The 19,876-nt window shown below is 59.9% G+C and carries 22 protein-coding genes; 10 read left to right on the top strand and 12 right to left on the bottom strand.

Going from position 1 to position 19,876, the window contains the following annotated elements; genetic code table 11:
- Nucleotides 1–9 precede the first annotated feature (9 nt).
- From Q1A52_RS07760 to Q1A52_RS07750, 3 genes are all read left to right on the top strand, one after another.
- Nucleotides 10–417, top strand: coding sequence for a hypothetical protein (locus tag Q1A52_RS07760; RefSeq protein WP_300013166.1), 408 nt, complete (start codon nucleotides 10–12; stop codon nucleotides 415–417).
- Between the two features lie 315 nt (nucleotides 418–732).
- Nucleotides 733–1,887, top strand: coding sequence for an ABC transporter substrate-binding protein (locus Q1A52_RS07755; RefSeq protein WP_299865118.1), 1,155 nt, complete (start codon nucleotides 733–735; stop codon nucleotides 1,885–1,887).
- A 94-nt stretch (nucleotides 1,888–1,981) separates the two neighbouring features.
- A complete protein-coding gene (locus Q1A52_RS07750; protein ID WP_300013163.1) occupies nucleotides 1,982–4,768 on the top strand; it encodes a HAMP domain-containing methyl-accepting chemotaxis protein in 2,787 nt (928 codons plus the stop codon).
- A gap of 157 nt (nucleotides 4,769–4,925) precedes the next feature.
- Here the strand turns inward: Q1A52_RS07750 and ychF are convergent, their stop codons facing one another.
- Together ychF and Q1A52_RS07740 are read right to left on the bottom strand one after the other, a co-directional pair.
- A complete protein-coding gene (gene ychF / locus Q1A52_RS07745; RefSeq protein WP_300013160.1) occupies nucleotides 4,926–6,023 on the bottom strand; it encodes a redox-regulated ATPase YchF in 1,098 nt (365 codons plus the stop codon).
- 59 nt (nucleotides 6,024–6,082) lie between these two features.
- The gene (locus Q1A52_RS07740; RefSeq protein ID WP_195820218.1) at nucleotides 6,083–6,274 is read right to left on the bottom strand and encodes a hypothetical protein; all 192 of its coding nucleotides are present in this window, start codon (nucleotides 6,272–6,274) and stop codon (nucleotides 6,083–6,085) included.
- A 151-nt stretch (nucleotides 6,275–6,425) separates the two neighbouring features.
- Between Q1A52_RS07740 and trpA the strand changes: the two genes are divergently transcribed.
- Nucleotides 6,426–7,217 carry a tryptophan synthase subunit alpha gene (gene trpA, locus Q1A52_RS07735; RefSeq protein ID WP_300013157.1) on the top strand — a complete coding sequence of 264 codons (792 nt, stop codon included), beginning with the start codon at nucleotides 6,426–6,428 and terminating at the stop codon, nucleotides 7,215–7,217.
- On the opposite strand, the gene Q1A52_RS07730 is transcribed toward trpA, so the two are convergent.
- Nucleotides 7,214–7,675 carry a MarR family transcriptional regulator gene (locus Q1A52_RS07730; RefSeq protein ID WP_299777810.1) on the bottom strand — a complete coding sequence of 154 codons (462 nt, stop codon included), beginning with the start codon at nucleotides 7,673–7,675 and terminating at the stop codon, nucleotides 7,214–7,216. The two genes, trpA and Q1A52_RS07730, sit on opposite strands and share 4 nt — an antisense overlap.
- Nucleotides 7,668–8,774 carry a twin-arginine translocation pathway signal protein gene (locus tag Q1A52_RS07725; protein WP_300013154.1) on the bottom strand — a complete coding sequence of 369 codons (1,107 nt, stop codon included), beginning with the start codon at nucleotides 8,772–8,774 and terminating at the stop codon, nucleotides 7,668–7,670. Before Q1A52_RS07725 ends, Q1A52_RS07730 begins: the two co-directional genes overlap by 8 nt.
- A gap of 136 nt (nucleotides 8,775–8,910) precedes the next feature.
- On the opposite strand from Q1A52_RS07725, the gene Q1A52_RS07720 reads away from it, so the two are divergent.
- The gene (locus Q1A52_RS07720; RefSeq protein WP_300013151.1) at nucleotides 8,911–10,080 is read left to right on the top strand and encodes an alpha-hydroxy acid oxidase; all 1,170 of its coding nucleotides are present in this window, start codon (nucleotides 8,911–8,913) and stop codon (nucleotides 10,078–10,080) included.
- On the opposite strand, the gene Q1A52_RS07715 is transcribed toward Q1A52_RS07720, so the two are convergent.
- On the bottom strand, nucleotides 10,074–11,240 hold the full coding sequence (locus Q1A52_RS07715) for an MFS transporter (RefSeq protein ID WP_300013148.1): 1,167 nt from the start codon (nucleotides 11,238–11,240) through the stop codon (nucleotides 10,074–10,076). The genes Q1A52_RS07720 and Q1A52_RS07715 overlap by 7 nt on opposite strands.
- 149 nt (nucleotides 11,241–11,389) lie before the next feature.
- Here Q1A52_RS07715 and Q1A52_RS07710 point away from each other — a divergent pair, with 149 nt between their 5' ends.
- The 5 genes from Q1A52_RS07710 (at nucleotide 11,390) to Q1A52_RS07690 (ending at nucleotide 15,451) form a co-directional block, all read left to right on the top strand.
- Nucleotides 11,390–12,061: a 50S ribosomal protein L25/general stress protein Ctc gene (locus tag Q1A52_RS07710; RefSeq protein ID WP_195820212.1), complete on the top strand. Its 672-nt coding sequence runs from the start codon at nucleotides 11,390–11,392 to the stop codon at nucleotides 12,059–12,061.
- Nucleotides 12,062–12,166: 105 nt separating this feature from the next.
- Entirely contained in the window at nucleotides 12,167–12,853 is a 687-nt protein-coding gene (gene pth / locus Q1A52_RS07705; protein ID WP_300013144.1) for an aminoacyl-tRNA hydrolase, read from the top strand.
- Nucleotides 12,850–13,899 carry a DUF2332 family protein gene (locus Q1A52_RS07700; protein ID WP_300013141.1) on the top strand — a complete coding sequence of 350 codons (1,050 nt, stop codon included), beginning with the start codon at nucleotides 12,850–12,852 and terminating at the stop codon, nucleotides 13,897–13,899. The genes pth and Q1A52_RS07700 overlap by 4 nt, the downstream gene beginning before the upstream one ends.
- Before the next feature lie 3 nt (nucleotides 13,900–13,902).
- Nucleotides 13,903–15,066 carry a serine hydrolase gene (locus Q1A52_RS07695; RefSeq protein ID WP_300013138.1) on the top strand — a complete coding sequence of 388 codons (1,164 nt, stop codon included), beginning with the start codon at nucleotides 13,903–13,905 and terminating at the stop codon, nucleotides 15,064–15,066.
- 10 nt (nucleotides 15,067–15,076) lie between these two features.
- The gene (locus Q1A52_RS07690; RefSeq protein ID WP_300013135.1) at nucleotides 15,077–15,451 is read left to right on the top strand and encodes a DUF2237 domain-containing protein; all 375 of its coding nucleotides are present in this window, start codon (nucleotides 15,077–15,079) and stop codon (nucleotides 15,449–15,451) included.
- A gap of 85 nt (nucleotides 15,452–15,536) precedes the next feature.
- Here Q1A52_RS07690 and Q1A52_RS07685 read toward each other — a convergent pair whose 3' ends face one another.
- From Q1A52_RS07685 to ihfB, 7 genes are all read right to left on the bottom strand, one after another.
- On the bottom strand, nucleotides 15,537–16,124 hold the full coding sequence (locus Q1A52_RS07685; protein ID WP_300013132.1) for a sulfotransferase family 2 domain-containing protein: 588 nt from the start codon (nucleotides 16,122–16,124) through the stop codon (nucleotides 15,537–15,539).
- A 188-nt stretch (nucleotides 16,125–16,312) separates the two neighbouring features.
- Complete coding sequence (gene trpB / locus Q1A52_RS07680; protein WP_300013129.1) at nucleotides 16,313–17,542, bottom strand: tryptophan synthase subunit beta; 1,230 nt, start codon at nucleotides 17,540–17,542, stop codon at nucleotides 16,313–16,315.
- Nucleotide 17,543: 1 nt separating this feature from the next.
- On the bottom strand, nucleotides 17,544–17,786 hold the full coding sequence (locus tag Q1A52_RS07675; RefSeq protein ID WP_300013126.1) for a hypothetical protein: 243 nt from the start codon (nucleotides 17,784–17,786) through the stop codon (nucleotides 17,544–17,546).
- A gap of 51 nt (nucleotides 17,787–17,837) precedes the next feature.
- The gene (locus Q1A52_RS07670) at nucleotides 17,838–18,287 is read right to left on the bottom strand and encodes a GNAT family N-acetyltransferase (RefSeq protein WP_300013123.1); all 450 of its coding nucleotides are present in this window, start codon (nucleotides 18,285–18,287) and stop codon (nucleotides 17,838–17,840) included.
- Entirely contained in the window at nucleotides 18,284–18,928 is a 645-nt protein-coding gene (locus Q1A52_RS07665; RefSeq protein ID WP_300013119.1) for a phosphoribosylanthranilate isomerase, read from the bottom strand. Before Q1A52_RS07665 ends, Q1A52_RS07670 begins: the two co-directional genes overlap by 4 nt.
- A gap of 45 nt (nucleotides 18,929–18,973) precedes the next feature.
- Complete coding sequence (locus Q1A52_RS07660) at nucleotides 18,974–19,324, bottom strand: LapA family protein (RefSeq protein WP_195820205.1); 351 nt, start codon at nucleotides 19,322–19,324, stop codon at nucleotides 18,974–18,976.
- Nucleotides 19,324–19,608, bottom strand: a complete 285-nt coding sequence (gene ihfB, locus Q1A52_RS07655; RefSeq protein ID WP_195820204.1) for an integration host factor subunit beta — start codon at nucleotides 19,606–19,608, stop codon at nucleotides 19,324–19,326. Before ihfB ends, Q1A52_RS07660 begins: the two co-directional genes overlap by 1 nt.
- Between the last annotated feature and the right edge of the window lie 268 nt (nucleotides 19,609–19,876).

Raw genomic sequence — 19,876 nt, 5'->3', positions numbered from 1 at the left:
GGACGAGGTATGTCGGGAGAGCTGCCGGAATACTATTTTCGCGTCCGGGAAAACGGGGCCGCAGTGTTTCGTGTAGACACCGAAAACCGGCAGCGGCGCATCGAGATGGATCAGATTGCGGTTGTGAACATCCGCAACGGCGATATCAAGCCGCAAGGCGACCGAACCCTTTCAGATGCCGATTTGACAGTCATTCAGGACTGGATGGCCGAGCGCACCGCACTTCTTGCCAAGCGGGACATCGACGATATCCACCGCGCGGTGGACCACATGAACCTGACCACGCAATGGGCCCAATCGCGTGCAACAGCCGATCAGCTGGAGGCCGTGACCGACGATTTGCTGCTGGCGATGCATGACCTGAGATCGGTGCTGGTGCGCAAGAAGGCAGACCGGCTGATGAAGGGTGACGATTGAGTCGCTGACCCCTCTTGTGCAGGGTCCCGGCGGCATCAGCCTTAGCATAGTCGGCAAATCATTCAATTTCTAACAACCTCGATCATGGCGCAATCAGCACAGACCAATCTCTTGGTTTGAACCGATCCAAAGGTCGCGGGAGCCCTGATCTTAAACGGTTTTCTCAACGGACGCCTATGTCGCCCGCGTGACCTTCAGCATAAATCGGCCTTGGCGCGGCGCTGCAATCCTTACCATTCCCATGACGCATTAAATGTTTGTTGAGTTCTGCGCGCCTTATTGTCGCAGACTGACAACAGCTTTCGGGATATTATCATGTTTCACTTTTCGCGCGCCGCCGCCTTTGCCGCGATGGCACTGGCCGCCGGGCCGCTTGCCGCTGAGCAAGGCGTCACCGACGACAGTATTCAATTTGCCCAAGTCGCCGCCCTCGAAGGCCCGGCTGCCGCCCTCGGGACCGGCATGCGCCAGGGTCTGCTGGCGGCCTTCGAAGAAGCCAACCGCGCAGGCGGGATCAACGGACGCAGCATCAGCCTGACCAGCATGGATGATGGCTACGAGCCTGACCGCTCCGTCACGCAGACCCGCTCGGTCATCGACAGCGGTGACTATCTCGCGCTGGTCGGCCCGGTGGGCACCCCCACAACGAAGGCCACGCAACCCATTGCTACCGAAGCGAATATGCCAATGATTGCACCTTTCACCGGTGCCGGTTTCTTGCGCGACTCCGCGCTTCAGAACGTCGTCAACGTCCGCGCGACCTATGATGCGGAAACGCAGGCGTGGGTGGATTATCTGGTGGATGACCTGGGTCTGACCGACATCGCGATCCTGTTCCAGGATGACGGTTTCGGTCGCGTCGGTCTGGCAGGCGTTGAGAAAGCGCTGGACGCGCGCGGCATGTCGCTGGTGGCGCAAGGCAGCTACACCCGCAACACGGTTGCGGTAAAATCCGCGCTGCTGGATATTCGTAAGGCAAAGCCTCAGGCGATCGTTATGGTTGGTGCCTACAAGCCGCTGGCCGAATTCATCAAACTGTCGCGCAAGATGAAAATGGACCCGACATTTGTCACCATCTCCTTTGTCGGATCAAAAGCACTGGCCGCTGAGTTGGGGCCCGATGGCGACGGCGTGATCGTCAGCCAGGTTGTTCCGCAACCGTGGGACACCAATCTGGCCATCGTGGCAGAGTATCAGGCCGCCCTCAGCGCACTTGACGCAAGCGCCGAGCCCGGTTTCGTTTCGCTGGAAGGCTATGTCGCAGGCCGGTTGGTTGTCGAAGGTCTCCGCAAGGCCGGGGCCGATCTGACGCGCGACAGCTTCATGACGGCGATGAACACTCTCGGCACCATCGATCTGGGTGGCATGACGCTGACGTTCGGCCCGGGCGATAATCAGGGGTCCGACGATGTCTTCCTGACACGTATTCTGTCTGATGGCACTTTTGAGGCCATGCATCCGGGCAGCTGATACAAGATCGGGGCCCGGGTGATTGTCCGGGTCCCTTCCAGCGATGAATACACTGCGGCACCGCCCGCATCGACTGAATGGGAAGGGCACCACTATGGGTTCCATCGTTTCTAACCTCTTTGGATCCGTCCTGATGCGCCTTGCGCTGATTTTTGGCGCGCTGGCCGCGATGACCGCCGCAGCCATCATCATCGGCTGGATGGTGTTTCAGTCGATTGCCACGAACATGGCGGTGCTATCGGATGAACGCCTGCCCGTCCTGCGCAACAGCGCACAGGTTGTGGCCGCCGCTGATCGGGTGCGCGATATCCTCTCCAACATCCTGATCGCCCGCAACGAAGAGGAGTTGAGCAACCTGTCAGGTCGCACGCAACTGGTGATCGCAGACATCAGCGACGCCGTCCAAAACCTCGACCCCGAGCAGGCCAGCGTCCTTACCGATGACATAACGCAGGTGGAAAGCGCCCTGACAGCGCTTAGCAACGCCCGGTCGGAAGCATTCGCCCGCGCCGACAGTCTTGCGGCAGATGTTGAAAACGCGCTGATACTTTCAACCACCGCAAGCGCATTGCTCGATCAGGCCTCTGATGACGCCTATTTCGACCTGGTCATCGGGGCAGACGATACGATTGCAAACATCGATCAAACCCTGGCGCAATTGATCGAAAAGGACTTCGCCGTCTATCAGGCCACGCTACAGGTGCGCGCGGAGATTAACCTGCTATCCGGCATTGCGCTGAGCACTCTGAACACCCGCGATCCAGCCCTGATTTCGATCCTGACAGATCTGTCTGACGCGGCCCAGGATCAATTGAACACGTTGCTGCCGGTGATCGAGGAAGCCGGTGGATCGTCGGACCTCTATGCGCTCGTGCAGAAGGCCGAAGCCGATTTCCAGACCATTTTTTCCTCTGGTCGTACGTCACTCAAACCTGAAGAAATACTGTCGTTGCGCCAGGAGATCGATGCCGCGCTGGCGACGGCACTTGACGACATCTATTTTGAGCTGGTGATCAACAGCGATGACGCAAAGACCACAAACGACGATTCCATTCGTGGTCTGATGGACGACCAAGTAACCCGCATCCGGCGACAGGCTGCGCTTGACGCGGCAACCAAGTCCTTCTTTGCCGCCGCCATGCAAACCGCCCTGGCGCGCGATCCACAGGAACTCGCGCGTCTCCAGGACGCGTTGAATGTGAATGCTGCAAAACTGCGGGACGCCATGGAGAATGCCTCTCAGGAGATCACGCAAAACCTCGAGGCCATTCTTGAAATTGCTGATGCGGAGACGGGAATTGGCGCGACAAGGTCAGCCGCCTTTGATGCGCAGCAAAAGGCCGTCGTTTCCGCGCAGAGTGCCGCCCGTGCCGTTCAGGAGATCGGTTCAGAAATCAGTGCCTTCGCGGGCGCTGCCCAGGACAAGATTGACGCAACCTCGGAGGCGCTGAACCTCGAGGTTGCTCAGGCACGTGGACAGATGCAGCAAATCGCCTGGGCAAGCCTTGCACTGGTGCTGCTGGCCCCCTTGCTGATCTGGAAGATGGTGACGCAACCTTTGAACAAGGTAACGTCTGTGACGGAGCGCCTGGCATCGGGAGATCTGTCAGAGATTGAAGGATTGGGCAGCAAGAAGGGAGAGATCGGACGCCTCGCCCATGCACTCGAGGTCTTCCGGGATGGCGCGCTTGAACGCATTCACCTGCAGGAGGAAGACCAGCGCCGGCAAAAAGAGATGCTGGAGGCCGAGCGTGCAGCCGAGAAAGCCAAGCAGGAGGCAGAACAGCGGGACCGCGACACAGAAGCCAAACGGGAGCGCGAAGAGCGGGAGCGAGAGGCCGCTGAACAAGCGCGAAACGAAGAAGCTCGCGCCGCAGCGGAGGCGGAGCGCCAGGCGCGTGCAGATGAGCAAGAAGCTGTAGTTTCAGAGCTTGCCCGCAGCTTGCAGCGTCTCTCCGCAGGGGACCTCAGCCGCACGATCGACACCGAGTTTCCTGGCGCATACGAGGCCTTGCGTCAGGACTTCAATGATGCGGTGGCAAACCTGGCGGACCTCATCCGCAGAATCGGTGACAGTTCAGGTATGATTGATGCCAGCAGCGCCGAAATCGCTTCTTCGTCGCTTGATCTGTCGCGCAGAACGGAGAATGCAGCCGCGACCCTGGAGGAAACCGCCGCTGCCTTGAGTGAGTTGACAAGCAGCGTTTCGTCGGCTGCACGGGGCGCATCAGACGCAACCACGACCGTCGAGACGGTCAAAAAAGACGCGGAAACCAGTCAGCAGGTGATGCACGACGCGGTAAACGCGATGAGCGAGATCGAGACGTCCTCTTCAAAAATCTCCAAAATCGTCGAGGTCATCGATTCCATTGCCTTTCAGACGAATCTGCTAGCCCTGAACGCGGGCGTCGAGGCTGCCCGCGCGGGAGAAGCCGGACGTGGTTTTGCCGTTGTCGCGTCAGAAGTGCGCATCCTGGCGCATCGTTGTTCGGAAGCCGCTCTGCAAATCAATGGGTTGATCTCGGAATCTGCAGGACATGTTGAAAGCGGCGTCGCCTTAATAGATCAAACCAGCGAGGCGCTTGAGACCATTCTCAAGGGCATTACGAATGTATCGCAGAACGTGTCTGAAATCGCCAACTCTGCCAATGAGCAATCGACCGGCATTACCGAGATCAACACTGCCGTGGAACAACTCGACAGATCGACCCAACAAAACGCCGCGATGTTCGAGACTACGACAGCAGCCAGCCAGGCCCTCACCGGCGAAGCTGGAAAACTTGCGAAACTCGTCGCGGGATTTGTCGTCGATCAGAAGGATGTCACCTCCGATGACGAAGAAACAGGGGCGCTGCAAGAAAAAGAGGTGAAATCTGCCTGAGTCTGCAAGTCAGGATGCGGTGGTGCCTGACAATGTCCCAAAATTCAGTCGCGCGGACAGGCCCCTGCATTGACAACCTGAAAAAGGTGATTGCGGTCCCCGCTAGATCGCGACGTTGGAGGAACCGGTCCGCACAATTCCCGAAACTCAAAATCCTTCAGGTGTTGAAGAGGAAGTGAAGCACATCACCGTCCTTGACGACGTATGATTTGCCCTCCGCGCGCATTTTACCCGCTTCTTTGGCAGGCTGCTCACCGCCCAGCGACACGAAATCATCGTAGCTAATCGTCTCCGCGCGGATGAACCCCTTCTCGAAGTCTCCGTGAATGACCCCGGCGGCTTTCGGTGCGCTGGTACCATGTCGAATGGCCCAGGCGCGGGCTTCCTTGGGGCCAACGGTAAAATACGTCTCAAGGTGCAGCAGCGTGTATCCCGCTTGGATCAAGCGATCCAGACCCGCTTCCGACAGACCCATTTCCTCCAGAAACATCGTCGCCTCGTCGGGCTCCAGCTGGCTGATCTCTTCTTCGATCTGCGCAGAGATCACGACATGGGCATTGCCTTCGGCAGCCGCCATTTCGGCCACTTTGGCCGCATGCGCGTTGCCTTCCGCAGCCTCCGCCTCGCCTACGTTACATACGTAGAGCACAGGCTTGGTCGTCAGAAGCTGCAGCAGCTTCCAAGCGCGCAGATCTTCGGCGTCGACCTCAACCACGCGCGCGGGCTTGCCTTGCTCCAGAGCTTCTAGCGCGGCACGCATCAATCGTTCCTGTTGTACCGCCTCCTTGTCGCCCCCCCGTACTTTGCGGACAATGTTCTGCAAGCGTTTTTCAATGCTCTCGATATCGGCCAGCATCAATTCTGTTTCGATGGTCTCTGCGTCAGCGACCGGATCGACCCGGCCTTCGACGTGGGTGACATCCCCGTCCTCGAAACAGCGCAGCACATGTGCGATGGCATCCACTTCACGGATGTTGGCCAGAAACTGGTTGCCCAACCCCTCGCCTTTTGAGGCCCCTTTCACCAGACCGGCGATATCGACAAAGGTCATGCGGGTAGGAATGATCTGCTTCGACTTCGCAATCTCCGCCAGACGGTCGAGACGCGCGTCCGGCACCGCAACGTCGCCGACATTCGGTTCGATGGTGCAAAATGGAAAATTCGCGGCCTGCGCTGCAGCGGTGCGGGTCAACGCATTGAAAAGAGTGGATTTGCCTACATTCGGCAGCCCCACGATACCCATCTTGAAACCCATATCGACGTCCTTGTTGTGGTGGCGCTTGTCCTAGGGGGTCTGACAGGCCAAGACAAGACCTAGCGGTGACGCCGATCTTCGCGGGCATGGAAGATCAGAAACCACGCCAGAAGGATGAACATCGGATGGGTCAAACCGCCGGAAAAGATGAGTGCGGGGATCCAGATGAGAAATACCAGAATGGCGAGGATCACCCGGCCGGTCAGCAGGATCGACAATGGTGGCAGCAGAATGGCGAGCAAGTAATTCATGGCTGATAGTTAGGCGATCTTTGGAAAATCTAAAGGGGGAAATCCTGATAGGCTGCGCCATTTCCAACAAGTGGCATAGAGTAGCCGTTGATGCATTGATTTTCCGTTTGGTTTTCGGCATTGCGGGGCGATACCACGAAAGGCCAGCCTGATGACCCGAATTGACGCCAAGTTTGCAGAGCTTTCCAAAGCCGGAAAGAAGGCCTTTGTTGCCTATGTCATGGCGGGGGATCCGGATTTTGACACGTCGCTGGAAGTGGTGCGCGGCCTGCCCGCGGCAGGGGTGGATGTGATCGAGCTGGGATTGCCCTTCACCGATCCGATGGCCGATGGCCCCACAATCCAGCTGGCCGGGCAGCGCGCCCTGGAAGGTGGAATGACGTTGCAGCGGACGCTGGATCTGGCGCGCGCCTTTCGGAAAGAGGACCAGACGACACCGATTGTCCTGATGGGCTATTACAATCCCATTTACAGCCGGGGCGTCGACCGGTTTCTCGCCGAGGCTATCGACGCAGGTATCGACGGATTGATCGTTGTGGACCTGCCACCGGAAGAAGACAGCGAATTGTGCCTGCCCGCGCAAGAGGCCGGGCTCAACTTCATCCGTCTGGCGACCCCCACGACGGATGCGAAACGGCTGCCACGGGTGCTGCAGAACACCTCGGGCTTTGTATATTACGTCTCCATCACCGGGATCACTGGCGCTGCCGAAGCGCAAGCCGGGGATGTCGGCCCCGAAGTGGCCCGGATCAAATCGGCCAGTGGCCTGCCCGTCATCGTCGGTTTTGGCGTGAACACACCGGAGAAGTCACGCGCGATTGCCGACGTGGCGGACGGCGTTGTCGTGGGCTCGGCGATTGTCGGCAAGATCGGCGCAGGTGAAACTGTTTCGGACGTTTTGGCCTTCGTGAAAACCCTCTCCGACGGGGCGCATAGCGCCTAGGCTCCGCCCGACGGGTTTCTGTCCTCATCCAGAAAGATACGAAGATCCCGCAGTACCGGCAGGATCGCGTCCAGACGATGCGTGTCAAACCCCGATGCAAGCCGCTCAAAATCCGGGGTCAGATCTGCAATGGCCTGATCCCGGGTGGCGCGACCCTTCTGCGTGATCCAGACCAGTTTCGACCGACCGTCTTCCGGATTGGGGCGCACATCGACAAGCCCCTGCGCCTCCAGGCCCTTGACCGTATGGGTCATTGAGGTCTTGGGCACCTGAAAAGCGCGCGCCATATCGATTGGTGCGCGCCCGTCGCCCAATCGGATCAAGTGGTTCAAAACAGCGAAATGCGGTGCAATCAGACCGTCCGGCAAGCGCGCTTCAAGCAATGTGCGGCTGAGCTGTTCGATGATTCCGATCTCGTTGAAGACATCGAAATAGGTGGCGCGGGCGTCGTCAGGCATTCAGCAGTTTTGTCTCCAGGGGCCAGCGCGGCGTGCGGGGCGTTTGCGGACCGTAGCCCAATCGACCCAGCATTTGAACCGTCTGTCCAGGCGCCGCCAGAAGATCATGCGCCTTGCCAAAGTACGGTGACATTTCGGGGTATTCCTGCAGACACTGGCTCACCGGATGCAGGGCGAGGCCAAGGGCCGTGCATTTGAGGTTCAGTCGGAGCCAGCGCCGCCCGGCCTCAATCTGGTCCCTGCGTGTGTTCCCATCGCTGGTCAGCGCGGCGTAAGCCGGTGTTGCCGCGAGCATTTCGCGGTAAATCTCGACACCCTGCTTGAAACTCGCGCTCTCTGGATCAGACTGTGCATCCCGGCTCAACATGCCGACCAACATCAGGCTCTCCAAAAACGGTCCGCCGAGGTCTATGCCATCGGGGTTCGCATTGATCTCGGCCTTGCCAAAGCGCATCAGATCAACGGATTCCATCATCGTCCGGCGTGTCTGCGCCTCGGTTTCCCACGCATCCCAGGTGAGCGATTTCAGCGCTTGGACCATCGTCTCATCGGTATAGATATCGGCGAAGAGCTCCAATTCATTTGCCTGCACACCATCGACTGGCCGCGCGTCGAATGGCTCCTTGCAGGACCTGCGCGCTAGGATTTGCGTGCTGAGCGGATCAGGCACCCCGCCGGAGGAAAACGTTGCACGCGCAACCGGGCCATCGGCGCCGTCGGGATAGAGGGACAAATGGACTGTGTGTCCCGCAGCGCCCGCGGCCAAAACCATCTGTTCCAGAAAACATCCCAAACCGATGGTAATCTGCCGGTCATAGGGGTCAGTTTCCGGCAAGCGACGGGCCGGGTCCAGATAAATGGACAGGCTGTGCTGCCCTTCAAGTGCGGCCTGCCAAGGCTGCAGATTGTGAGGGTTCGGCGCCAGCAGTGCAAAGCTGAGCGCATTGAGTCGGGGATCATCATAGCTCCCGGCAAAGTCCCACGGTGCCAGAGCGGTGCGTGGGGTTCGGCTGGTGAGAAACCCGGTGGCAGACGCGGATGCAGCCAATACGGTCCCCCCACCGATTAGGGACAAGGCTTTGCGGCGAGACAGGTTCATGGTGTTCTCCATTATAGTACGATATCAAACTATATAAAGTTCGATATCGCACTAATCAAGTCAGCCTACGTACCTTTTTGTCGATTGATCTTTCTGTGGTGAATTGGTAATCAAAACTGACCAATATGAGGGTGCCATGCCAACAATCACCACGATCCAGGATCTCAAGAAGCTTCACCAACGGCGTGTGCCCCGAATGTTCTACGACTACGCGGAATCGGGCAGTTGGACGGAACAGACCTTTCGCGAGAACACCACCGACTTCGAGAAGATCAGGCTGCGCCAGCGCGTGGCCGTGGACATGACGGGCCGCTCGACCGCCAGTCAGATGATCGGCGAGGATGTGGCGATGCCTGTGGCCCTGGCCCCGGTCGGCTCAACCGGCATGCAGCACGCAGATGGTGAGATCCTGGCGGCCAAGGCAGCGGAGGCTTTTGGCGTGCCTTTCACGCTCTCCACCATGTCGATTTGTTCGATCGAAGATGTGGCGGCGAACACCAGCAAACCCTTCTGGTTCCAGCTTTATGCCATGCGCGACAAGACCTTCATCAAGAACATCATCCAACGGGCCAAGGATGCGAAGTGCTCGGCGCTTGTGGTCACACTCGACCTGCAAATCCTCGGGCAGCGCCACAAGGACATCAAGAACGGGCTGTCGGTTCCAATCCGACCGACGGTTGGTAACATCTTCAACCTGGCCACCAAATGGCGCTGGATTGCGGGCATGGCCAAGACCAAACGGCACCAGTTCGGCAATATCGTCGGCCACATCGATGGCATCAGCGATCTGTCCTCCCTCTCCGTCTGGGCGGCCGAAAGCTTCGATCCGCAGTTGAACTGGGACGAGGTCAAGGAAATCAAGAAAATGTGGGGCGGACCGCTGATCCTCAAGGGCATTCTGGATGCGGAAGACGCCAAGATGGCGCTGCAGGTCGGCGCGGATGCGATCATCGTGTCCAACCACGGCGGGCGGCAGCTGGACGGTGCGCTCAGTTCAATCCGGGTCCTGCCCTCCATCATGGACGCGGTCGGCGACAAGGTCGAAGTGCATCTGGACAGCGGCATTCGCTCTGGTCAGGACGTGCTCAAGGCGCTGGCGCTGGGAGCCAAAGGGACCTACATCGGGCGCGCCTTTGTGCATGGTCTGGGCGCAATGGGTCAGGCCGGTGTGACCCGGGCACTGGAAGTGATCCACAAGGAGCTGGACACGACCATGGCGCTCTGTGGCGAGACCAGCGTGGAGGGTCTCGGTCGGCACAACCTGCTCATTCCCGAGGATTTCGAGGGGCGCTGGCTGGATCAGTAGGCCTGCTGCGTGCGGGCCGCGATACGGGCGGCCAGCACCGGCACCAGCGCGGCAATGCAGATCAACAGCAGCGCGGCGACCACCCAGAAACCGGCGCGCAGGCCAAGCGCTTCGGAGGTGAAGCCCATCAGCGGCGGGCTCACAAAAAACGCGGCATAGCCAAGCGCCGAGGCGCGGCTGATGGCGGCAAGGCGTGCCTTAGGCGGAACCAGTCGCCCGATCAGCGCAAGCGCCAGCGGGGCGACCACCGAAATGCCAAGGCCGGTAAGGGCAAAGCCGATATAGGCCATAAAGAGCGTCGGTGCGGCCCCGACCAGGACCAGCCCTCCCGCAGCAACGACAGAGGCGACCGTGATGAACGGCAAGGTCGGCACCCGATCCGACAGGAAGTGCCCCGAGAGCCGCCCGATCCCCATGCTCAGCCCTAACAGCGCGGGGCCCAGTGCGCCTTCGGCCGGACCGCCGCCCAGCGTGCGTTCCAGATGCAGTGCGGACCATCCCTCAGACGCGGCCTCCGTCAGGAAGGCGACCATCACGATCGCCCCGACGCCCCAGACCAGCAGATGCGGCAGCGGCGCATCGCCGGGGGTTTCGTCTGTTGGGATGGGCGGAGCGCGTCTTTCCAGCATGATCCAGCCCGCAAGCGCCGTCAGTCCAATCAGCACGGTGAAGACCTGTGCTGGTGACCACCCCAGCTCGCGCAGGATGCCCGTGGCCAGCGCACAGCCCGCGTAGGTGAAAGAGAACATCGCGTGATTGAGGTTCATCAGGTGGCGTCCGCTACTCTCCTCAATCTCGGAAACCCGCACATTGGCCAGCACATCTGTAATCCCTGCCCCGACCGAGGCACAGGTCATTGCAATCCCAAAGGCCACGATCTCGGCGGACATGCCCGCCCCCAACATGCCGCCCGACATGATCATCGCCCCCAGCGGCAAGGCCCAGCGGCCTGCAATCCGGTGTGCCAGCGGTGCCAGCCACATGGCGGCAAGCGCGCCAAGAGAGGCCAGCAGCATGACCGCGCCATAGACGCCGTCAGAAGCACCGATGGCCGCCTTGATCACCGGCATCTGGGCGAAATAGCTGGACCAGGCCGCGCCAACAATGACGAAGCCAGCAACTGATTTTCGGGACAGCCAGAGATCGCTCACCAAGCGCATGTGTCAGCGGTGACACGGGCGCGCGACGCCTGCAAGAGAGCATCTGTGAAAAACCTCTTTTCACGGACTACAAACCGGTCTATACGCGCGGCTTCACGTGGGTCTACAGCCTTGGAGGAGGCCCGCCCTTAACATATTGGAGATAAAAGATGGCTGGAGCGATTCCGGATCTTGAAGCTCAGGAACGGACGGGGACAGGCAAGGGCGCCGCTCGTCAGGCACGCCGCGATGGCATGGTTCCTGGGATTGTATTTGGTGGCGACGTTGACCCGCTGCCGATCAACATTCCGTTCAACGTGCTGATCAAGAAGCTGCGGGCGGGCCGGTTCAAGTCGACCCTGTTCAACATGAAGGTAGAAGGCCACGACGACGTGCGTGTGATCTGCCGCGATGTGCAGCGTCACGTGGTCAAGGACCTGCCGACACACATCGATTTCATGCGCCTGCGCCGCACTACCAAGATCAACCTCTTCATCGCGGTTGAAGTGGAAGGCGAAGACGTCTCGCCCGGCCTGAAAAAAGGCGGCGTGCTGACGCTAGTGCGTCCCGAGGTTGAGCTGATCGTGACCGCGGGCGATATCCCCGATCACATCACCATCGACGTCTCGGAGATGGAGATCGGCGACAACGTCACGATTTCTTCGGTCACGCTGCCGGAAGGCGCCAAGCCGACCATCGACCGTGACTTCGTGATTGCCCAGCTTTCCGCACCTGCGGGTCTGGCGTCTGCGGACGATGAAGACGAGGATGCCGATGTGGATGCGGATGAAGTGCCCACAACGGAGATGGATGCACCCGACGGCGAGCAAGCCGACGATTGATCCTCCACCTGGTGGGTTGAAACAAGTACGGGGCCCTTTGCGGCCCCGTATTTCGTTTGCGCCCCCGCTTTGCTATGCTGCACTGCAATATGAAGGAGCATTGCCATGAAGCTGATCGTGGGTCTGGGCAATCCAGGTGCAAAGTACAGCAGAAACCGCCACAATATCGGGTTCATGGCCCTGGACCGGATCGCCGCTGATCACGGGTTTCCGGCGTGGAAGGGCAAGCATCAGGGCGCGATCAGCGAGGGGCGCTTTGGCGCCGACCGGGCGGTGCTGCTGAAACCCGAAACCTTCATGAACAACTCCGGCCAGTCGGTTCAGGCCGCGATGCGGTTTTACAAGCTGGAGCCGGAAGATATCGTTGTCCTGCATGACGAGATCGATCTTGCCCCCGGCAAGGTCAAGCATAAGGTCGGCGGCGGTCACGCAGGGCACAATGGCTTGCGCTCGGTGCATGCGCATATCGGGCCGGACTATGCGCGGGTGCGTCTGGGCGTCGGCCATCCCGGACACAAGGACGCTGTGCCAGGGTATGTGCTGCGCGATTTCGCCAAGGCGGATGAGGGTTGGCTGGATGACGTGTTGCGCGGTGTGAGCGACGGTGCGCCCTATCTGGTCAACGGCGATGCGGCGAAATTCATGAATGCAGTCGGGCTGCGCGTGTCGCCCCAGCGATCCAGTACGGGCCAAAAGAAGCCCGAGGCGGCAAAGCCCAAGCCTGCAGAGGCCCCGAAGCCTGAACCGGAGGCTCTGTCACCGCTACAAAAACTGATGGAGCGCTTCAGGTGAGGCTGGCAGAGGCCTTTGCGCATCAGGCCATCAGTTGCGAGCGCATGGGGTCGCCGTTCATGGGGCAACTGCTGCGTATCCTGGCAGAGCACTGGCCGAAAGACAGCGCCCTGGCGCATCGTTTTGCGCAGTTCGACGGGGATGTTGGGCCCGCAGGTGCTTCGCTGCCCCTGCGCACGGCGGGCGGGCTGCATGCGCTGGTCCTCGCCGGGCGCGCGCCGGAGCTGGCCGCCCTCTATCCACCGGCACAGGTGAATGATGATGTATTGCGCGACGGCGTGCTCGAGGCGTTCGAGCGGCATGAAGCCTTCATGCTCGGCTGGGTCGAAAGCCCGCCTCAGACCAACGAAGTGCGCCGCTCCGCTGCGCTGATCGCGGGCGCTGCCGTGGCAGCGGAACGGTTCGACCTGCCCTTTACCGTCTCGGAACTCGGCGCCAGTGCAGGATTGAACCTGATGTGGGACCGCTATGCGCTGTCTTTGACTGGCATGGACATAGCGCCCGCCGACCCCGCTCTTACACTGACGCCCGATTGGGAGGGTCCCCTGCCTCCGCGCATTCGCCCCATCATTGCGGAGCGTGCGGGCGTCGATCTGAACCCGCTCGATCCCAGTGATCCACAGGATCTGTTGCGCCTGACGGCCTACCTCTGGCCTGATCAACCGGAGCGCCTGGCGCTCACCCGCGCCGCTGCTGCAGTGACCGATGCGCCGATCCACCGGGGTGATGCGATAGAGTGGTTGGCAACCCGTCTGGCATCGGCACCCGAAGGTCATCTGCACCTGATCCAACACACGGTTGCCTGGCAGTATTTTCCCGCTGACGTTCAGGCCCGCGGTCAGGAAATGATCGAGGCCGCCGGGGCGACGGCGACACCGACCCGCCCGCTGGCCTGGCTCTCGATGGAAAGCGACGGGGACACAACCGGCGGGATCGGCGCCGCATTGGTGCTCCGGCTCTGGCCCGGCGATATCACCCTGCCCCTGGGACGCGCCGATTTCCATGGTCGCTGGATCCGCTGGGATGGGGCGCGGGGTACGGGCTGAGACATGCGCAAACTGTTGAAATGGGTGCTGCGGCTGACCCTAGCCCTGGCGCTCGCCGCATTGGTGGTCGGTGTCTGGAAGCGGGACGAGATTTCGCGCCTGATGGCGGTCAACAGCCTGTTCCTGCCGGACCGGATCGCCCATAACTTCAGCCACATGGATCAGGCATTCCTGCACAGCCCGATCAGCCGGGGAACAGGTACGATTGTGCCGCTGCCCGCCGGAGCCAGCATCGGGCTGCCGGATGGTTTTGAGCAATTCGTTCGGGATCGGCAGGTGACATCAGTGGTCATTCTGAAGGATGGCAAGCTGGTCCACGAAAGCTATCATCTAGACACCAAGCAAGAGGACCTGCGCGTCAGCTGGTCCATGGCCAAAAGCTATCTCTCCGCGCTGACCGGTATTCTGTTGGACGAAGGCGCCATTGTCTCGCTCGATGATCCGGTCACCAGATATGCGCCTGCGCTGAAGGGCGGCGCCTATGATGGCACCACGATCCGGCATGTCCTCAACATGGCCACCGGCGTGACATTCGACGAGGATTACACCGACAAGAACTCGGACATTAACCGAATGGGCCGTGTCCTGGCGCTGGGTGCACAGATGGATGCCTTTGCCGCCGGGCTGACTGAGACGTTTGCAGCGCCCGGCACCCAATGGCAGTATGTGTCAATCGACACCCATGTGCTGGGCATGGTGCTGCGCGGCGCTACGGGGCGCACGGTCATTGACCTGATGAGCGAGAAGATCATCGCACCGCTGGGCGTGGAACAGGAGCCCTATTATCTGACAGATGGCACCGGCGTGGCCTTTGTGCTGGGCGGGTTCAACGGCACAACCCGTGACTACGCCCGCTTTGGCCAGATGTTCCTGCAGCATGGGCGGTGGCACGGTCGGCAGGTCGTGCCGGAGGCTTGGGTGATCGCCTCGACAACCCCATCGGCACCGACAACCGCGGATCAATACGGCTATGGATATCAGTGGTGGATGCCCCGCGATGCGCGTCCCCGCGAGTACATGGGGCGTGGCATTTACGGCCAATACCTCTACATCAATGAGGAACAGGGTATCGTGATCGCGCTGACCGCAGTCGACCCACAGTTTCGCGACAAGGCCGTGCAACGCAGCAACATCGAATTGTTCCGCGCCATCGCCGACAAAACGTAAGGAGGAGAGGATGGAGAAAGACGACAGCCTCAATGTACTGGGAGGATCGCTGGCCCTCTGCGGGTCAGACCCGGTGACAGGCTTCTTCCGCGACGGTCACTGCAACACTTGTGCCGCAGATCAGGGTAGCCACACGGTCTGTGCGGTGATGACCGATGAATTCCTCGCCTACTCGAAATACGTCGGTAACGACCTCAGCACCCCGCGACCCGAGTTCGGGTTCCAGGGTCTGAAGGCGGGCGACAGCTGGTGCCTCTGCGCGGGGCGTTTTTTGCAGGCCCACGACGAGGGTTGCGCGCCTAAGGTCCACTTGGCCGCCACACACAAACGCGCACTGGAGATCGTACCTCTGCAGGTTCTCGAAGAGCACGCCCTGCAGAATTGATTTTACATTTCGGGCGCTAAAACAGACCCATCAGCCGAGTATTGGTGGCCGACATCAGACATCATCTGTGTGCAATGCTGTTTGACTAGAAGTTATAGTCAAAACGCTCCAAATCCTCGGCAAAGATTTGCTCTGCACGCGACCGGGTCGATTTGTCGAAGTAGCTGCGATAGTCGCGCGGCGGCGTGTTGCGCCGGTGCGGGATAATTTCCGGCTCTTCCATACCAAGTTGCCGATACACATGTCGGCAATCCTTTTCGAAACGCTCGAACCTGCCAATAAAGTCAGCCTCATTCAGGAAATACGTACCGTGCGTCATTTGTATCGCGTGCTGTCGCAACTTACTGACATAGGTTTCTCCTGCGATTGGGATGGTATCGTCTTCGATAACATCCATCACGTCGTGAAGGCCCAGACCTGACCTGATGCTTGCATCCTGTTCAGATTTGACGGGATATGTCTGGAACATTTCCAAGCTCGACACCAGTCGGTCAAAGGGGTTACGCACAAAAGCAAAAACAAAGCGCGACTTCCACTCGGGTGGGAATGAACTGCCGGTGACCGTATGCGCGACGCCGCGCCCCTTAAATATCCCCCGAACGATCGACGTGGAACCTGTCTTCCGGATGCGGATAAAGACTGCCGGCGGCGTGTCAAACACCCAAATCGACATACCGTGAGCTCCATGAAAGTTGTGTCGTCAGCCATGCAAATCCCGGTCGGCCCACACCGTGAGGAAACCCCGTGGACCGCCTTTTCGCAAAGCCGCATTTCCTAAAAAGTACAGGTAGGATCGACAGAGGTCGCGCCGGGATTGTGGGCAGGATCACGATCCCTGTTCCTTTTGACTATCAAACCGCCTCAGGCGAACTCACCCATTTCGAAACCCAGCGCCTTGGCAACGGTGAAGATGTCTTTGTCACCACGGCCACACATGTTCATGCAGATGATATGATCCTTGGGCAGCTCAGGCGCGATCTTCATCACATGGGCGAGCGCATGGGACGGTTCCAGCGCCGGAATAATGCCTTCGAGTTCGCAGCAGAGTTGGAAGGCCTCCAGCGCTTCCTTATCCGTGATCGCGACGTATTCCGCGCGCCCGATCTCGTGCAGCCAGGCGTGCTCAGGACCGATGCCAGGATAGTCGAGCCCTGCGGAGATCGAAAACCCTTCGAGGATTTGCCCGTCATCGTCCTGCAGCAAATACGTGCGGTTGCCGTGCAGCACGCCGGGGCGGCCACCGGTCAGCGAGGCGCAATGCTCCATCTTGGCGTTCACACCCTTGCCACCTGCCTCAACACCAATGATGCCAACCTCCTTGTCATCAAGGAACGGGTAGAAAAGGCCCATTGCGTTCGACCCGCCCCCGATCGCCGCAATCACCGTGTCGGGGAAGCGGCCTTCGGCGGCAGTCATCTGTTCGCGGACCTCCTTACCGATGATCGACTGGAAATCACGGACCATGGCCGGATAGGGGTGCGGGCCAGCGACCGTGCCGATGCAGTAGAAGGTATCGCGCACGTTGGTCACCCAGTCGCGCAGCGCGTCGTTCATCGCATCCTTCAGCGTGCCGCGCCCGGAGGTCACGGGCACCACTTCCGCGCCCAACAGGCGCATGCGGAAGACGTTGGGTGCCTGACGTTCCACATCATGCGCGCCCATGTAGACCACGCATTTCAAACCGAACTTGGCGCAGACGGTGGCTGTGGCCACGCCGTGCTGACCTGCGCCGGTCTCGGCGATGATCCGGGTCTTGCCCATGCGACGGGCGAGGATGATCTGCCCCAGCACGTTGTTGATCTTATGCGCGCCGGTGTGGTTCAGCTCGTCGCGCTTCATGTAGACCTTGGCACCGCCCAGATGCGCGGTCAGGCGTTCCGCCAGATAAAGCGGGCTGGGACGGCCCACATAATGGGTCCAGAGATGGTTCATCTCGGCCCAGAAACTGTCGTCGGTCTTGGCCTTCTCGTATTGTTCTTCCAGTTCCAGGATCAGCGGCATCAGCGTTTCGGAAACGAACCGCCCGCCAAAATCGCCAAACCGCCCGTTTTCATCCGGGCCAGTCATGAAAGAATTGAAAAGATCGTTCATGTTACTCTCCTTTGAACCCAAATTCGCGTTTCAAAACTTGATAAAGTTCGGCTGCCGACTGTTCGTCGAATTGCAACGTTTGGCTAAGCTTGCCAGGAGTATCGCGATCGTCTGATCCATGGGTATTGAGCTGAATTAGACGCTTTCCATTCCGCTCTGAAACTATATAGCGACAAATCAGCTGCGTTGGGTGCAGAGCAGTGATCTCTCGATCATCTCTTTCAATTCGCTTCACAAATGCCACGTTTCCTCCACCCAAAAAACTTGCGCCCACTGCAAAGCGCCTATTCGCACCTCAGATCAGATTGCGTTTATACCCGATGTGCGAAGGGGTAAAGCCAAGGTCGCCGTAGAACCGCGCGCTGTCGGTGCGACTTTTGTTCATGGTGAGCTGGATGAGACTGCATCCAGCCTCCTTGGCACGCTGCACCGCATCCTCGATCATCCGGTGGCCGATCCCCTGCCCGCGCAGATCGCTGGACACCCGCACGCTTTCGATCTGCGCGCGGCGTGCGGCGCGCAGCGAAAGGCCCGAGATGAAGGTCAGCTGATAGGTGGCCACGACCCGAGTGCCGTGGGCACCTACGATAAGCTGGTTGCCGCCCTCGGTCGTCATCCGGTCGAAAGCCGCAAGATAGGTTTCAAGGTCGCTGCCTTCCCGGGCGGCTCCCAGCATATCGTCCTGCAGTAAAGCGACGATGGCCCCGACCTCATGACGCTCCGCAGGCCGGAAGGTGACCGTCATGCCTTGGCCGCGTGCACGAAGCTGCGGACCACATCGTGATCCTTGACCCCGGGTGCACTCTCGACGCCGGACGCCACATCCACCTGTTTCGCGCCGGTCAAGGCAATAGCTTCGGCCACGTTGTCCGGGGTCAGCCCGCCCGCCAGCATCCACGGCACCGGCCACCGGCGCCCCGCGACAAGCCGCCAGTCAAAGGTGAGACCATTCCCGCCCGGCAACTCGGATATCTTGGGCGGCTTCGCGTCGACCAGAACCTGGTCCGCCACCTTCAGATACCGATCAAGCTCTGCAAGATCGTGCGCGTCAGCAATCCCCACTGCCTTCATCACCGGCAATCCGTACCGGGCCTTGACCGCCGCGACACGCTCAGGCGTTTCATGCCCATGCAATTGCAGCGTGTCGAGCGGGACCTGTCGGGTGAGATCATCCAGAAAGGCATCATCTGCATCAACCGTCAGCGCAACCTTGGCAAGGCCCGGCGGTGCCGCTATGGCCAGCGCCCGCGCGTCCTCAAAGCCGATGCTGCGCGGGGATTTGGTGAAGAAGGTAAAGCCACAATAAGACGCGCCCGCCCCGGCCACCGCCGCGACATCTTCGGGCGTGCGCAGACCGCAGATTTTTACAGATACATCGTCAGGCATGGGCGCGTTTGAGCATGGCCAAGGCCCAGATACAAGAGCGCAGGATCAGCTGGCTTCGTCCAGCAGCGCCAGAACTTCATCTTTGCCTGCGTGCTTCTCACCCTTGAGCTTGGCGATCTCGCGTTCCAGCCGGCGCATCTCTCGGGCCTGGCGCGCCGCTTCGGCCCGTTGCCCATGCTCGCGAATCCATTCCCAGACAAAGCCGATCAGCAGGCCCGAGACAATGCCGCCAAAGATGACGAGAAAAAGCGGCAGCTCGATCTGCGGCGTGACCGAGAACCAGCCTGCCACTTCCGAGGGGATCAACTGCAAGGACACCATGCCACGGTTGGCAATGGCCACAGCAATCAAGGCAATCCCAAAGGTCGCGATGCAGGCGTAGCGGATGTATCGCATCAGGATTTCCCGTTCAGACGATCACGCAATAGCTTTCCGGTCTTGAAAAACGGCACGTGTTTTTCTTCCACATGCACGGTTTCGCCGGTGCGCGGGTTGCGCCCCACACGGGAGTCACGTTTCTTGACCGAGAACGCGCCGAAGCCGCGCAGCTCAACCCGGTCTCCCCGCGCCATCGCGCCGGTCACCTCCTCGAAGATGGTGTTGACGATACGCTCCACGTCGCGCTGATACAGATGTGGATTTTCATCGGCGATCTTTTGAATCAGCTCCGAACGGATCATGGCAGCGTCCCCTTGTTGGTTGTTGGCACTTTTGCCGCGCCTATGCCGGAACTATAGAAAGAAACCGGGCTTACGGAAAGTGAGCCTGTGGCCACGTTGTCACTTTTTTAACGCCGAACACGCTGTATTATAGCGCTTTTTCCGATCCCTGCGCGACTGTGCGCGCTTGCAGGCGGATGTATGCCAAATGCCGCAGCGCAGCGTCGCGATATGATTCGGAACCACCGAGAGAGAGTTTGTCCAGCACCCGGACACAAGACTTTTCACG

Source organism: uncultured Roseobacter sp. (assembly GCF_947488185.1).
Lineage (GTDB): Bacteria > Pseudomonadota > Alphaproteobacteria > Rhodobacterales > Rhodobacteraceae > Roseobacter.
This window is presented reverse-complemented; position numbering and strand designations above follow the sequence as displayed.